Origin of the sequence: Paenibacillus maysiensis (genome assembly GCF_000520815.1) — a bacterium.
GTDB classification, from domain to species: Bacteria; Bacillota; Bacilli; order Paenibacillales; family Paenibacillaceae; genus Paenibacillus; species Paenibacillus maysiensis.
Window position 1 is genome coordinate 14,302 of record NZ_ASRY01000186.1, and the last position, 15,213, is coordinate 29,514.

Consider the following 15,213-nt stretch of genomic DNA (forward strand, 5'->3'; position numbering starts at 1 on the left):
ACCCGATTAATCAGGAAATTTTATAAAGAGTGTTAAAAGAGAGGAGAAATCATGCGTTATATAAAAGCAACTTTGATTATTGTATTTTCAGTGCTGATATCTGCATGTACTGCAACCAACGGGGAGGGAATTTTCACTTCTTCTCAAACCCAAAATGCATCATCAACCAAGGTTATTAAGGTAGATCAGAATGCTGGAAAGGCAACTCAAACAAAAGTGAATTGGCTTTTGAATGGTCAAGAAGGTGTAGAAGATCGAGTTCAATTCTTAACCAATTTAGATGATCCTACTGGAAAGACTAATATCCGTATCGACGACCTAATTGACACCATGCAAACTCGGGAAGAACGTATAAAATATCGTGGCTCACAAGTAGATGTTGGGAAAATAACAAGTGACGGCAGTCGTATGGCGATTATAAGAGATGTTTATGGGGAGCAACCAGAGGAGCCATTCATTATTGAAGTGTACGATCTGGACGCGGGAGAAAAAGAACGAGAGTTTAAATTGCCGCCAACTGCTCAATATCCTGTTGTCTCTTCCGACTTAAGTAAATATCTATACGTAATAGACGGACATTTATATGTATATGATGCAATAAGTAAACGAACTACAGAATTGAATACTAAAAAAAGCAAAGGTGATGTGAGTAATATTGCTCAGGGAGTGTTTTCACCGGATAACACCAAGTTATGTTTTGTGGGTGATCAGACAGGGATCGTAATGCTTGATCTATCTGGCGATAGTGGTACAAAGCGTCTGCTTGCAGGCACTGATGTCTCAGGTATTATAGAATGGGGGCAGGGGAACCAATTTATTTATACCACTTCTAAAAACGATAATACTTTCATGAACGATATTTATTCACTGGATATACACACTGGAAAAGTGAAGTTTATAACTAAAAATGAGGGTGATTTTATTCTATCCCCAGATCAAAAAAAATTAGTACTAGCAGATGATGAGGTTGTAAAAATATTCATGATTGATGTAGCTAGTGGAAGAAAAGAAGATATTTCGTCCATTGTAAGTGGTGAAGGAACCTGGGTAGTTCCAATACAGTGGATCGAAACAAAAACTAATTATATGAAGTATGCCAACAAGATCGAAGTGAAAAAAATTACGGCCTCTTCTACACTGCCTAATCAGAGTAACTATTCTTTTAATGTGAACAATTTAACGGACGATAATAATTTAACCCCTTGGTGTGAAGGAACGAAGGGAGGCGGAGTAGGAGAAACGATGACTATAGATTTGGGCTCAATTCAAGAGGTCAGGGGCATGGAGATGGTTGACGGTATTATACGAGTTAACAATAAGTATTTAGACGTGAATACAATCCAAAAAATGAAACTTGATTTTTCGGATAGACAATCTATAGTGCTTGAGAACAATGACACACGCTTCAAATTAGATGAACCCATACGAACATCTTTCATTAAAATTACCATTCTAGAAGTGAAAAAAGGCACGGACTTCCCAAATACTTGTATAGGTGAGCTGAAGTTATTGTGATGAGCAGTAGAAAAGGAAAAAAAACTGTGGTGTTGATAACTAAAATTACGTTATTCGTCTTAATCTTTTCCATGCTATGCGGCTGTATACAATCGAATGAGGGCCAAAAAGTACAGGAGCGGAATGAAACTCATGCTTCTGTCTCTCCGTCCAAGAAGCTTCCCCTAACAAAAAGGGTTGTAAATTGGTTGCTTTTTGAAGCGGAAAATGGAAACATGCCTATGGAATATCTCGCTGATATGGATGATCCTACAGGCAATAACTATATTGATTTAGACGACATTATTGATCGGTTGTACGCAAGTGAGAAAGAAGATTTCCCTAGAAGTGAGCTGGAAATAATACGATTTTCTAGTGACGGCAGGACTATAGCTCTGAGCAGATATACACATATGATAGATTACAGTGCCATTTTTATTTATGACTTATCCACATATAAAAAGTTGTATGAATTTAATATACCTGATAGGGAATACGTCGTAATATCACCGGATTTAAGTAAATGCGTGTACACCAATAATGGAGATTTTTTTCAATATAATGTTCAGGGAAAAGTCACTCAAAAACTATCTATTTCCAACTATACTGGTTCGGAAGAATCCATTGGATATAGTGTGTTTTCTCCTGATAGTTCAAAATTATGTATTGAAGATAATGGTACTCTATTTATTTTTGATCTGATGGTGAATAAAGAGGTTCAACGAATCACAGTGACCAAGGCAATGCAGGTTTATCAATGGCTTTATAATAATAAAATAGTTTATCGTTCCTATGATGACGAAAAGTGGTACGTGCTGAATTTAAATGACGGAAAGAAGAGGATGTTGGCAGAATTCTCTGAGAACCCTGTTTTAACCTTAGATAACCACAGAGTTGCTTATCTAAACTCCAAGGGTGAAATGCAACAACGAGACATCCAAACAGGTCTGCCTATAAAATACTCCAATCTATTCCACAGGATAGGCTATAACGTGTCCCCTACACAATGGGTGCAGACTACAACGGATTTAATGAAATATCGAAAAAGCATCCCGGCACAGAAAATTATTGCTTCATCTACACTTCCAGATCAAGCAGGGAACTCCTATGCTGCCCGGAACATCATGGATGGAGATACAAGTACTGCTTGGTGTGAAGGGGTTAAGGGAGACGGGATTGGGGAGTGGATTAAGATTGATTTTGGTTCTGTGCAAGAATTGAAGGGTTTCGAGCTTATCAATGGTTTAGCTAAGTCATCTAATGCTTTCCAAGCAAATAACAGAGTTAAGCGAATGAAACTAGAGTTCTCGAATGGGCAGACCATGATGGTGGATAATGATTTTTTAAGTAATGAATTTCCTGATGGCGCCGTTCATACTTCATTTGTGAAAATAACGATTGAAGCAGTAGATAAAGGAAGCAAATATCACGATACCTGTATGTCGGAGATACGATTCTTCTAAGCATTCTTAAAAAGGAGATAGCCTATGAAGTGGAAAGAGCCAACGTTTGGTGCAACACCTATGTTGAAAGCTTTAACAACCGCTAATGCACACAGGAAAGCAAAGGCTTTTGATCTGGCGGCAGAACAGAAAAAACAAAAACTGAATTATCCGGACTGGGCCCAGACATGGATGCGTAAATACAAAGAGGATTGGTATATCGCTCAAGCAAACGGCGACGAGGTCGGTATGCGCAAAGCGCAAAAGCTGGCAGAAGGACTTCGAAGCAAGCTTCGTGAGATGGCAACGATGCCCAAGTGGGCTCAGGAGCAGATGCAAAAAGAAACCGTCCGCTGGATGACTGCCGAGGCAAGCGGGAATATCAGGGAAAAGTTAGCTGCTGAGAAGGCGGGACGAGCCATACGAGAGAAGTTGGGGCTGATCGATACCACTGATAAGGCATCACCAGAAGTACCCGTTACCAACGAATCGAAAGATGAACCTACAAAAACGAACGTAAAGACTCCGGCTGGAAAATGGATACCTGCTGAATTCCAATATAACGGTAGTTCTGAAGCTGAGAAATATTTCAAAAAGCGTTCAAAAAAATTTATTAAACAGAAATGGAATCAGGAAAAGCTGCACAGTTTGTGGGAAGCTACAAAAAGTATACAAGAAACGTATCATATTCAGATTGATCCACGCCTTTTGTTAGCTATTATTATTCAGGAAGGGACGGGAAGCTTTAATACGAGTAGTACAAATCGAGCAGCCGATGGTCAGCATGGTGTCGAGACTAATTATGCAAAGGATTTGGTGAAGGCACATAATTTAATATTTGGTAAAATGTTGGGATACATTTACTATGGCGAGGAATTTAGACAAGTTGTAGTTAAAAACAACAACTTGGAGGGGATTAAAGGTAAAGGTGATATATATCAATACTGCAATTGGATAACTCCGATTGTAAGAATGAATTCGAAAAGAGTGGATTATGGGCCGTATGCAGGTCATGGTACATGGGGTGAAGATGTAAAATCCATTTATGACAAACTAAGTAATAAAGAGTCCGATAATTATGACTTATATCTATCAAGTATTAGTAAAAGCACAGCTCAAAATATAGCTAGCGCAGAAGGTATAAAACTTCCTGCTATTACTTTCAAGGCACTCCAAAATGCCCAAGATAGTCATGGTAATCCGAATTATAAGTGGACGGTAACGGGCAAACGATAAACTGAAATTCGAAAAGAGGAAAAGAAGTGTACAAGCCAAGTTACGGTTATTTCATTATGTTGCTTTTTTTGGTTTTAGGAGTAACCGCATGTAGTCTTTCAGACATCAATACTTATAACAATGAGAAAACAGCTACTGCTAAAGTTAAGCAAGAAAGCACTGGTTACTATCCAGATAAAAGAACAGACGAAACCAAAAATGTTGTATCTACCGATCCGAAGCCCCTTCAGGACGAGGACTTTGAAATTTCATATCGGTCACACAAGATTGATAAAAAAACAGACATTAAAGAACTTATTCATAAGTTGGGTTACGGTGAGGGATATGATAGTTCCAATCGAGGATATATTAGTGGGAACGGGACTTACAGAAGGTGGAACTTGTCTTATCCTAACTATGTGGACCCACAAATTGATTTTGTAGTTTTATCTAAAATTGAACTTGAAGGGGAGGAACTGGTGGATGGTGAAAGCTATCTAGTAGCCGTGAGCTTGGAAAATCCCAAGTTTAAAACCAAAAGAGGCTTGAAGGTCGGTGATACACTTGGCAAAGTACTACAACTTTACGGACAACCAAGTATCGTGAAAAATAGTAATCTGATCTACTCCAAAGATAGCCTACATTTGAGCATTCATTGGGATGTTAAAACAGAGAAAGTAGACAATATTTTCATTGAATATAACATGGAGAAATCCATAAGACAGCAACGTAGCGCTGATTATGTAGAAGAAGATGCTCAGCCCGACCCTAATCTGGAACCATATACTATTCAAGAAGGACAATCTTTTATCACTTCTCTTAATGGGTGGGGGAAAGTAAGGTTTGTATCTACATTAAAAGATGAGGAAACAAATGATCTGATACAAGCAAAGTTTTTTTTGGAAGCTAACAGCGAGAAGTATGCGGAAAAGAAGATTTTATACGAGTTTCCCGAATTTTATGGTAACAACGGTAAGATGATTGACAAGATCAAAGCAGTAAGCTTTAAAGATTTAAATCAGGACGGGCGTACGGATATTGTCATAATTGCGGATTATATCACAGGGGTTAATGCACACGGAATAGAAACTCTACCTGTCGCGGGGATTTACTTTCAGAAAAAGGACAACACGTACACTACCCTGCCTAAATTGGATAAGAATATTAATCAAACAGGCCATAATCGAACGCTTCAAAATGTCCTTCAATACGTAAGCAAACAACGAATAAACGTGCAATAAGTAATGTAAGAAGGGAGTTTTGTGAAATCAACTTTGTAAAACAGAATACAATAATATTGTTTGCAATGTTAATTAGCCTGTTATTGAATGGATGTGTGGAAAAACAAACGAACGAAAAGCAACACACAATTGAACCTATGGAACCTGGCGTTCAAGTGATGGAGCATAAAGCTGTGACGGAATCAGAGTCTACTAATCAAAATCAAGATCGAAATAGCAATATTGTTACTCCAGTAAATAAAAGCTTAGAGCCAAATAAAAGAAGTAGTGCTCGCGCTACAGATTCTAACACATTAGATCAGTTTATCAAGAAAATCCAACCACAAGATGAGCATCTTCAAAAAATATTAAAAGAAGATTTGGATCGTGATGGAAAGCCGGAATACGTGCTTGCTTTTGGAATAGAAAAAGAGGAAATTGACAACATATTTGTAGTCCGGGAGGATGTTGGCTATCACATCATTGATAAATTAGAGGACCCCGTTATAGTTGTACATCTAAATACAGATGTGAGAATCATGAAGCTGGATCAAACAGATCAAAAATTTATCGTAGTATATTCCACTAGCGAAGTGGATGAGGCCGAAGGATTCTCTATATTTGCTTTGAACCATAACCAAATTAACAACCTGAATTACAATTATCCAGAAGCAACAGGGCAAGGAAGCAGGAAGCTAGAGGATATTAATAAAGATGGTGTTTTTGAGGATGTGAGTTATTACCATTTTCAGGATACTCAACAACATACAATAATGACGTATCAGAAATTCGATAAGACTGGGCAAGAAAAATCAAAAGTTCTATATGAGAATAAAAACAAAAAATTTGTATATCCCCTGATTCCTAAAGATATTATTCAAAATTATTTGGAGGATCATTATCTTAAGAAACGCTTCTTCATACCCTTGCCTGAGATGGAGGAATTCACTGTTTTGTCAGCAAACCCCAAATATGATTTTGAGAATATCATAGATTTCTCCGCTATGAACTATACGGGATTAGATCTAGATATAAAAGAGATTGCTTATGAGGGTAATCAGCGGTCGTTTTTGGTAAAGAGTAGCTCAGAAGAAGAGGAATCAAACCAAGGACTTGTATTTACATTGGAAAAACAGTCAGGCAAGTGGAAGATTATGAGTATAGAGATGAACGATAAATAGTAGAAAGCGTGATATCCAGCATGAATTACTTGAAGTACGGGCGAATTTGTTGCGTTCTGTTATTACTAATTTCCTGTGTAGTACTGAACGGATGTACGAAGGGGAATGATTCTTCAACAACAGAAACAAATCATACGCTTATTGAACAGCAAAGCTACGAACTCATTCAAGAGAAATATTCGGAAAATGGGATCATTATTAAATATCCTCAAATTACAAAACTCAAGGATGCTGAAAAGCAAAAGTCTTTAAACCAAATTCTTAAGAACGAAGCTTTAAAAGGATTACATGAATACGGAGATTCTGATTCTGGAGTTCATCTCGAAATTGATTATGAGATTAAACGACAAAGTGAACGGTTCTTGAGTGTTCAATATACGGGTGTTCGTTATGTGAAGGACGCAGCCTATCCTAATCATATTTTCTATACGACCAACTTGGATATGAAGCAGGCTTTAAGATTAAGATTGAGTGATCTAGTAAAGATCGAGAAACCTTTTATAGAGCTTTTAAAAAATGGGAAAATTACAGCTGTACAACCGGAACAAAAAGGCTTAATCGGTGATTTTACTCAAGATGAGTTAAATCAATGGTTAACAAGCGCAGATGTACCGGAAGGTTCAGCCGAGGAGTCAGAATTAGATACGTTTAGTTATCTTACAAGTGATTCATTGGGAGTGAGTATACCCGTGGCTCATGCAGTAGGGGACCATGCAGAGTATGAGATTCGTTTTGCGCAAATTCCAGATGGCATTAAGCAAAATAAGGAATTATGGCAAGAAATAAACCCTGTTGTTGATCAGTCCGCTACCGTTGTTAACGGGGGGGAATTGGATACCGACCAATTTAACATTGATGAGCAGCAGTCCTTTGAAACCAGTTTTGAAGGATGGGGGCATGTCAAGTTTGTTTCGACTGTTGGAATGATCGAGGAAGCCCGAGGGAATTATTTCTTTTTGTTAGATGAGCAAGGTTATATTCTGTACTCGTTCCCTGAATTTTATGGAAATAACTGGTCTGGAGAGGATGGGCTAGCAGCAGTAGCTTTTAAGGACGTGAATAAAGATGGGCTAAAAGACGTCATTATTATCGCTTACGTTGACGCGGGAGCAGGGCCAAGTATATCAGATCCTTTTCCCATTGCAGGTATATACTTTCAGAAAAAAAATAAAACCTTTACCGCCGTGCCTGCACTGGATCAGGCTCTCAACGATCAGGGGCATAATCAAACCATTAAAGATGTCATTCAATACGTAAGCAAACAACGGATAAACGTAAACTAACCGACAAAAAGGGGCAGAGACATGGGATATCCAATTATAAAGTATAACGGAACGGTTTTATCTCTTAAAAATCCGAAAGTTAAAGTTGTACAGAAAATGAATGAGCATGTGAAAGTCTTTTTGACGGGCGTGCTAACCGGTACTCAAATAGAAGAGTACACAGATCATATGGAGGCAGGAGCTAAGTTAGTTGTTTCTTATCTGAATGATGATCAGAAACAGATTGTATTATTTAGAGGATTAGTCGCGCAGTTCAGAATCAAGCTGGTGTCCAATGTAGCCTATTTGGTCGTCGAAGCTCTATCCTATACTAGCCAACTGGATGAAGTGCTTCATAGACAATCTTTTCAAAATGTGAAAATGAAGGTACAGGCATTACTTGAACATGTACTCCAATCATATCCTAAAGCCAATTGTACGAGTCGCTTAAAAGATCAGCTTTTACAGGAATTTACGATGCAATTCGATGAAACGGACTGGTCGTTTCTGAAACGTATAGCGTCTAGGCTTGGTTGGGGACTGATACCTGATCCGATTGGAGACAAACCTCAGTTTTATTTTGGATTACCAGATGGTGTCAATCAAGGTGAGCTAAAACAGTATAACTACTCGATGACCAGAAAAACCAAGCCAGGGGCCAGCAAGGACGACAATTTTTTGTATTATAAAGTGCAAACGACAGGGGCCAAAGATGCCCTGCTGCACATTGGAGCAGAGGTCAAATTCAAAGGGAAAACCTTATACGTCCTGCAATCTGTTGCGTTTATACGGCACAGTACCTTGTGGCATGAATATGTGCTAACTACATCGGATGGAATGAAGCAGGATTTGATTTTAAACGAGAATATTCGCGGCATCTCATTGAAGTCCAAGGTCATTGGAATCGAGCAGGATCATGTGAAGGTTTTCTTTTATGAAATGGATAAGGTCAAGCCTAACGTCAAGGAAACCTGTGCTTTTCCAACGGCTACATTTTATACATCGGAAGGGAATACGGGATGGTACTGCATGCCAGAGCTGTTTGATTTTGTAGATATCTACTTTCCGACCTCTAAAGAAAAAGACGCCATTGTAACCCACTCAATCCGAAAGAGATCGAAGGGCGGTGACTTTATTAAGGACCCGTCGACGAAGATATTTATGACCAAGTACCGCAAAGCTATTATATTTGAGAAAAATGAAATTTTAATCACGGGGAATGACGATGAAGTGGTGATTCGACTGCTGGATGACCATGGAATTGAATTGCGGAGTAAAAAGGACATCCGTGTTAAGGCTGATGGAAACTTGGTATTCAATGCGGGTAACACAATACAGGTCACCGCGAAGGATGCCATCGGTTTAAAATGTAAAACGAGTTTGGTAGAAATGGATGGTAACATCAAAATGACTGGAGAAAAGATAAAGACGCAATAACTAAAACCACTAAGAGAGGGTAAACGCATGGCTAAAGTAACTACAGGAGCAATCGTGAATGAGAAACCGCCTACCCAAGAAGATATGATTCAAGAATGGAAACGTAAAATAAGTAAGGGCGAATATCCTTTTATTCATGTAACTCAGCATAGTACCAAAAGTGAAGAACGGTAAACGGGTCTAGCGACGACTGGATGGGGCTCCTAAAGTTTTACTTATATTTAATATTTTTTATGACTTAACGTTACTTGCCTATCCAGTCGTGCTAATCATGGTTGCATTTTGCTTTGATGCACCCAACAGCATGGATTCAATCGTTCTTTTTCAGAAGGAGTTCCAATCTACCGCAGTTAGTTGCAAAAATATAAAAAACCGTACACCGTGGGGGGAATCCAGCGGGGTAAGGTTGAATGTGCTTGAATCAAATGACGTATTTAAATTACATATATAGTAGAAGAAAAAATTATTCTCTCGGAATGGCGACGATAACGCCCTTGTAGTCTGCTGCTTTCTTCCAGCTCTTTGGAGCCTTCGACAAGGGATTTGCCGGAAGAATCCGTGAAAATATTCTAAAGCTCTACAAAGTTCGACATATTGTTCGCTTTTTCGCACCATATTCTATTTAATGAGGGATTTTGTTTGCTATTTAGCATATATTTATGTATAATTTAACATGTTGAAAGATTGATTGTACGTAATATGCTGATGAGGGTGGGTCCATGACGCTGCTCGACAGTAATGAAGGCAAGAAGCGAATGTGTCAGATTTACAACGAAATTTCAAAGGAACTGTTCGGCTTCGGGACCACGCTACTGCGGGCCACCGTTGAGAACAACATTGTTACCTTTGTGGCGAAGCATCGGCGTTCTCCACGCTCGGCGGCATTGGAAGTGGAAGCCCCCGGCTTGAAGCTGGAAGTGGATTTCCGAATGTCCATGCTGTATAAGAAGAGACTTCGCGAGAAGCTGATTGAGGATATGGGGCTCGATATTGAAGCTTTACTGCGCGACTATGATTCAGCAACGCAGTGGGCAATCACGAACATCATACTGAAATAATCCTAATACAATTGGATATTCGGCTTTTCGCTTCGGATCTATCTGAGGGGAGAACCTGTTGTAACACACAGCGGGATCAACTTATTCTTTGTTTACGAAGAAAAGTATTCTTGTTTATACAAGAGTACTTTTCTTTTTTGTGTCATCAGGTTCGCAGAATGAATAAATAGGGGGAGCTTCAAATGAAAAAATGGTTTAAAGGGTTCATGGTTTTGACCTTGGCATCTGTTGTGCTTGCAGGTTGTGGCAGCAATGCTACCGGAGGTCAGGAAGATGGAAAAAGCAACTCGGCTGATGGCAAGAAGAAGCTAATCATTTCCACATGGGGCTTCTCCGAAGACTTCTTGAACAAAGAAGTGTACGAGCCTTTTGAGAAGGAACATAACGTTGATATTGTAGTAGAGATTGGGAATAACGCAGAACGGTTGAACAAAATTAGTCAAGGAAGCACGGACGTCGATCTGATTTATCTGTCTGATTATTATGCCCAACAGGGGATTCAACAGGGTTTGTTTGAAAAGCTGGATCGTAGCAAGGTGCCAAACCTGAATCAAATTTATGATATTGCCAAAGCACCGCTGGGTGAGGAATATGGCCCTGCTTATACGATTGGGCGCCTCGGTATTGCTTACAACCCGGAACTGGTGAAAAAGAATGTGACCTCTTGGGCTGACCTGTGGGGCAATGAGTTCAAAGGAAACGTGACTCTGCCGAATATTACGGCTACGGCCGGGCCGATGATGGTAGATGCAGCCTCCAAGGTAGCGGGTAGTAAAGAGTTTAATGAAGACCAGGCCTTCGGGAAACTGAAGGAGCTGAGTCCGAATATCGTTAAGTTTTATAGCAAAACGTCCGAGTTCGTCAACATGTTCAGTCAGCAGGAGATCGCGGGCGGACCGATTATGGAGATGTACTTCAAGGATTTGCAAGCGGCTGTGCCTGGAGCCAAATTTGTAGCGCCGAGTGAAGGGACTTATGCAGTAATGAACACGATCAACGTGGTTAAAGGCTCCGACCAAAAAGAACTGGCTGAGGAATTTATCAACTGGCAGCTGAGCAAGGAAGTTCAAGAAAAGTCTGCCAAGGCAAAGGTTGATTCTCCGGTGAATACGCAGGTGGTGCTATCCGGTGCGGACACAGAAGGAATTACGTATGGTGCAGATGTGGTAAACAAGCTAACCAAGCTGGAGATGAAATTCGTCAATGACCATATCAAGGAATGGACGGACCGCTGGAACCGGGAAGTTGCCCAATAATGAAAAAAGTTATATTAGATGTAGATACAGGTATTGATGATGCCTTGGGTATTTTATTAGCGGCCAAAAGCGGTCAGTTGGATGTTACAGCCATTACTACCGTGTGCGGTAATGTATCGCTTAAACAGGCTACATTGAACACATGCAAAATCCTCGACCTTTTGGATAGACCGGATATTCCGGTCTATCGGGGGGCCGATGCTCCCTTGATCCGTAAAGGATTGCATGAGCATCGTATTCATGGAGAAGACGGCATTGGCGGCGCATTGAGTGGGGTTGTCCCTGCTATTTCTGCGTCTGAAGGCTTTGCGCCGGACATCATCATTGATACAGTCATGGCTCATCCGGGAGAACTGACGCTGGTTTGCACCGGGCCGCTCACGAATCTGGCGGTGGCGCTTCTGAAATGTCCGGAGCTGACGCAATACGTCAATGAGGTCATTTTTATGGGCGGTGTTATTCACGGATGCGGCAATATTACGCCTGTAGCGGAATATAACATGTATGCTGACCCGGAAGCGGCGCGGATCGTATTTCATGCCGGATTTGGGCGTTTGATACAGGTGGGACTGGATGTAACACGGAAGGCACTACTGACAGCGGACCATATTGCCCGTCTCACCGATCCGGCGATTCGCGGGTATGTGGCCGACAGCACCGCCATCTATACCAAGCGCTATGAGGAACGCAACGGGGTAAAAGCGTGTGCGCTTCATGATCCGCTTGCTGTAGGCGTGGCGCTGAATTCGAGGCTGGTAGAAACTTCGCCCATGTATGTCGATGTGGAAACCTCCAGTCGGATATGTGACGGACAAACGGTGGGCGATATGCAGAATCGTCTCAATCATAGTCCAAACATGAACGTGTGTGAACAGGTGGACAGCGAGGCATTTCTGGAGCTATTTATTCAGGTGCTGAATAAGGAATAACATTTTGATAACCGCAAGGAGCTACCCATGAAGAAAACATACTTGTATTGGCTGCTGCTGCCAGGTCTGCTCTTTCTGGTGGTGTTCATGGTCATTCCGATTGTGTTGACGATCGGCTCGACCTTCGTACAGAACAGCTCATTCACCCTAGAAGGCTATCTCCATTTCTTCAAGGACCCTTATTTTCTGAAAATATTGCTGACTACGCTGGAAGTCAGTGTCGTTACGACGCTCGTATGCGTACTGCTCGGCTTCCCGACAGCTTATTATATTTCGCAAAAGGCCCCGCGACGTAAAGGGATTTTGCTGGCCTTGGCTATCTTTCCCTTGCTGACCAGTCCGGTGGTACGGTCATTTAGCTGGATGGTCATTCTGGGTCGCAAGGGGCTGTTAAATAACGTGCTCATCGGTTTAGGACTCGTGGATGAGCCGCTGAATATTTTGTACACCCCGGCTGCGATGATTATTGGTCTCGTTCATTTGTTTTTACCGCTGATGATTATTTCACTGATTGGTGTACTCGAAAATATCGACGGCGATCTTGTTCATGCTGCTCAGAGTCTCGGTGCATCACGTTTCAGTGCATTCCGTAAAATTGTGTTTCCGCTGTCTGTACCGGGTCTGATTATCGGAAGCATTCTCGTTTTCGTGGGTAGCCTGACGGCTTATACGACACCAGCACTACTTGGAGGGAAACAGCGCGTCATTGCTACATTTTTGTATCAAAATGCGATGACGCTAAACGACTGGTTTTTAGCTTCTGTTATTGCAACAATTATGATTGTTATTACATTTATCGTGGTCGGTCTCTTAAATAAGGCGGCCCATAAACTCAATCCGAAGGGGTAGGTGGATATGCGGGAGAAACATTACGGACTAGGCTTCTTTAGCCTGCTGGTCTTCATCTTTCTGCTCGGTCCGCTGTTGATCATATCGGTCACTTCTTTCGAGCCGGGCACGGTATTAAAATTCCCTCCGCAGGGCTTTTCCTTGCATTGGTATCAAAATATTTTTGAAGTGGACCTATTTATGTCCACGTTCAAAACGTCAATTGTTGTCTCTTTGCTGGGTAACATCTTGGCGCTGCTGATCGGTATGCCTGCCGCTTATGCGCTTAGTCGTTTTTCGTTCAACGGGAAGGATGCGCTGAATGCTTTGTTCCTTTCCCCGCTGCTCATACCGGGTATTGTGCTAGGCTTTACGCTGCTGCGATATCTGATCATTGTTTACCATTTACCGGTATACGCAGGACTGTTGATCGGGCATACGGTGATTATGCTGCCGTTCATTATCCGGGTCATTGCGTCCAGCTTGTCCAACTTTGATTTTGCGATTGAGGAAGCAGCGCTCAGCTTGGGAGCCGGACGGCTGGAAACCTTTTTCAAGGTGGTTCTGCCCAACATCCGTTCAGGTATTATTGCGGCTATCCTGATTGCCTTTCTGGAATCATTCAACAATGTCGACATTTCCGTCTTTATGACAGGACCGGGATTCAGTACCCTGCCTATTCAAATGCTGACCTACGTCGAAAATTATTTTGATCCGACGATTGCAGCGATTTCGGTAATGCTGATGATATTGACCGGTATTCTGATGTTCTTGATTGAACGACTGATGGGATTGTCTTACTTCACTAAAAGGTAATGGAGGCTTAACCATATGGCACTGCTTACTCTGGATCGCGTATCGGTCGCTTATGACAACCAACTGATCTTGCAGGATTTCGATTTGCAGCTCGAACGGGGACAATTGCTCTCGTTGCTCGGACCGAGTGGATGTGGCAAAACGACCACGCTTCGTCTGATTGCAGGATTTCTCGAAGCTAAACAAGGAACGTTTTTGTTTGGCGATAAGGATTACACACGGGTTCCGGTGAACAAACGGAATTTCGGTTTTGTATTCCAAAGCTATGCGCTTTTCCCGCATTTGTCCGTTTTTGATAATGTTGCCTTTGGCCTGCGGTTGCGCAAGGTGAAGGAAGATGATGTAAAACGCCGTGTTATGGCTATGCTAGATACGGTCAGTCTGGAGGGCTTTGAAAAGCGCTTCCCCGGCGAACTGTCAGGTGGTCAGCGTCAGCGTGTCGCGATTGCGCGGGCACTTGTGATTGAACCCGACCTGCTGTTATTTGATGAACCGCTGAGCAACTTGGATGCGAACCTGCGTGTGAATATGCGTGTGGAAATTCGCCGTATTCAACAGGAATTGGGGATTACCACCGTATACGTATCGCATGATCAGGAGGAATGTTTTTCGATTTCTGACCAGGTTGCGATTATGAATAAGGGGAACATAGAGCAATTAGATGCACCATCGACCATTTTTAAATATCCAACTACCGAATTTGTCGCCCGTTTTATTGGATTCAATAATTTCCTGTCTTTTGACGAGCGTGCTGAGGAGGGGGAACGAATTCGTCTGAGTACAAGCGATCTTTCGTTCAGTGTGGCCCGTAATCAGGGTACAGTCCAGCCGGGTGCCCGTCAAGGGGCTATTCGTCCGGATGATTTGGTTATCCGCACAGCAGGCAATGAGACTGGGGAAAATGAGCTTCCCGGCATCATTAAAGTGAGCACTTACCTGGGACGTAGCTATCAGTATGTGATAGAAACGGCGAAAGGAAGCTTCACCGCCAATCAGGAGATGGACACGCCTTACCTCAGTGGTCAACGGGTTACCCTGCATTTTCCGACAGATAAAATGGTGCTGGTCCAATAAT

At 41.6% G+C, this 15,213-nt stretch carries 14 protein-coding genes; all 14 read left to right on the forward strand.

The annotated features are described in order from the left end of the window. Positions 1-51 precede the first annotated feature (51 nt). The 14 genes from L696_RS0112535 to L696_RS0112600 all read left to right on the forward strand — a co-directional run bounded on the left by L696_RS0112535 (position 52) and on the right by L696_RS0112600 (position 15,212). Entirely contained in the window at positions 52-1,515 is a 1,464-nt protein-coding gene (locus tag L696_RS0112535; RefSeq protein WP_025683937.1) for an NADase-type glycan-binding domain-containing protein, read from the forward strand. Further along, positions 1,515-2,957 (forward strand): NADase-type glycan-binding domain-containing protein, encoded by a 1,443-nt coding sequence (locus L696_RS0112540; protein WP_049827367.1) that lies wholly within the window; start codon positions 1,515-1,517, stop codon positions 2,955-2,957. The genes L696_RS0112535 and L696_RS0112540 overlap by 1 nt, the downstream gene beginning before the upstream one ends. 24 nt (positions 2,958-2,981) lie before the next feature. Further along, positions 2,982-4,172 (forward strand): hypothetical protein, encoded by a 1,191-nt coding sequence (locus tag L696_RS0112545; protein ID WP_025683939.1) that lies wholly within the window; start codon positions 2,982-2,984, stop codon positions 4,170-4,172. Between the two features lie 26 nt (positions 4,173-4,198). Beyond that, positions 4,199-5,392: a hypothetical protein gene (locus tag L696_RS0112550; protein ID WP_025683940.1), complete on the forward strand. Its 1,194-nt coding sequence runs from the start codon at positions 4,199-4,201 to the stop codon at positions 5,390-5,392. A 95-nt stretch (positions 5,393-5,487) separates the two neighbouring features. Further along, complete coding sequence (locus L696_RS0112555) at positions 5,488-6,552, forward strand: hypothetical protein (RefSeq protein ID WP_245233353.1); 1,065 nt, start codon at positions 5,488-5,490, stop codon at positions 6,550-6,552. Between the two features lie 20 nt (positions 6,553-6,572). After that, positions 6,573-7,835 carry a polysaccharide deacetylase family protein gene (locus L696_RS0112560; protein WP_025683942.1) on the forward strand — a complete coding sequence of 421 codons (1,263 nt, stop codon included), beginning with the start codon at positions 6,573-6,575 and terminating at the stop codon, positions 7,833-7,835. Positions 7,836-7,856: 21 nt separating this feature from the next. Then, on the forward strand, positions 7,857-9,251 hold the full coding sequence (locus L696_RS0112565; protein WP_025683943.1) for a hypothetical protein: 1,395 nt from the start codon (positions 7,857-7,859) through the stop codon (positions 9,249-9,251). A gap of 27 nt (positions 9,252-9,278) precedes the next feature. Continuing rightward, positions 9,279-9,425 carry a hypothetical protein gene (locus tag L696_RS31195; RefSeq protein ID WP_162833913.1) on the forward strand — a complete coding sequence of 49 codons (147 nt, stop codon included), beginning with the start codon at positions 9,279-9,281 and terminating at the stop codon, positions 9,423-9,425. Positions 9,426-9,970: 545 nt separating this feature from the next. After that, positions 9,971-10,309, forward strand: coding sequence for a hypothetical protein (locus L696_RS0112575; RefSeq protein ID WP_049827368.1), 339 nt, complete (start codon positions 9,971-9,973; stop codon positions 10,307-10,309). Positions 10,310-10,491: 182 nt separating this feature from the next. Further along, a complete protein-coding gene (locus L696_RS0112580) occupies positions 10,492-11,565 on the forward strand; it encodes an ABC transporter substrate-binding protein (protein WP_025683944.1) in 1,074 nt (357 codons plus the stop codon). Next, positions 11,565-12,494, forward strand: coding sequence for a nucleoside hydrolase (locus L696_RS0112585; RefSeq protein ID WP_025683945.1), 930 nt, complete (start codon positions 11,565-11,567; stop codon positions 12,492-12,494). The genes L696_RS0112580 and L696_RS0112585 overlap by 1 nt, the downstream gene beginning before the upstream one ends. Positions 12,495-12,521: 27 nt before the next feature. After that, the gene (locus L696_RS0112590) at positions 12,522-13,343 is read left to right on the forward strand and encodes an ABC transporter permease (protein ID WP_025683946.1); all 822 of its coding nucleotides are present in this window, start codon (positions 12,522-12,524) and stop codon (positions 13,341-13,343) included. 6 nt (positions 13,344-13,349) lie between these two features. Next, on the forward strand, positions 13,350-14,138 hold the full coding sequence (locus L696_RS0112595) for an ABC transporter permease (protein ID WP_025683947.1): 789 nt from the start codon (positions 13,350-13,352) through the stop codon (positions 14,136-14,138). 15 nt (positions 14,139-14,153) lie between these two features. Next, positions 14,154-15,212: an ABC transporter ATP-binding protein gene (locus tag L696_RS0112600; RefSeq protein WP_025683948.1), complete on the forward strand. Its 1,059-nt coding sequence runs from the start codon at positions 14,154-14,156 to the stop codon at positions 15,210-15,212. Position 15,213 lies beyond the last annotated feature (1 nt).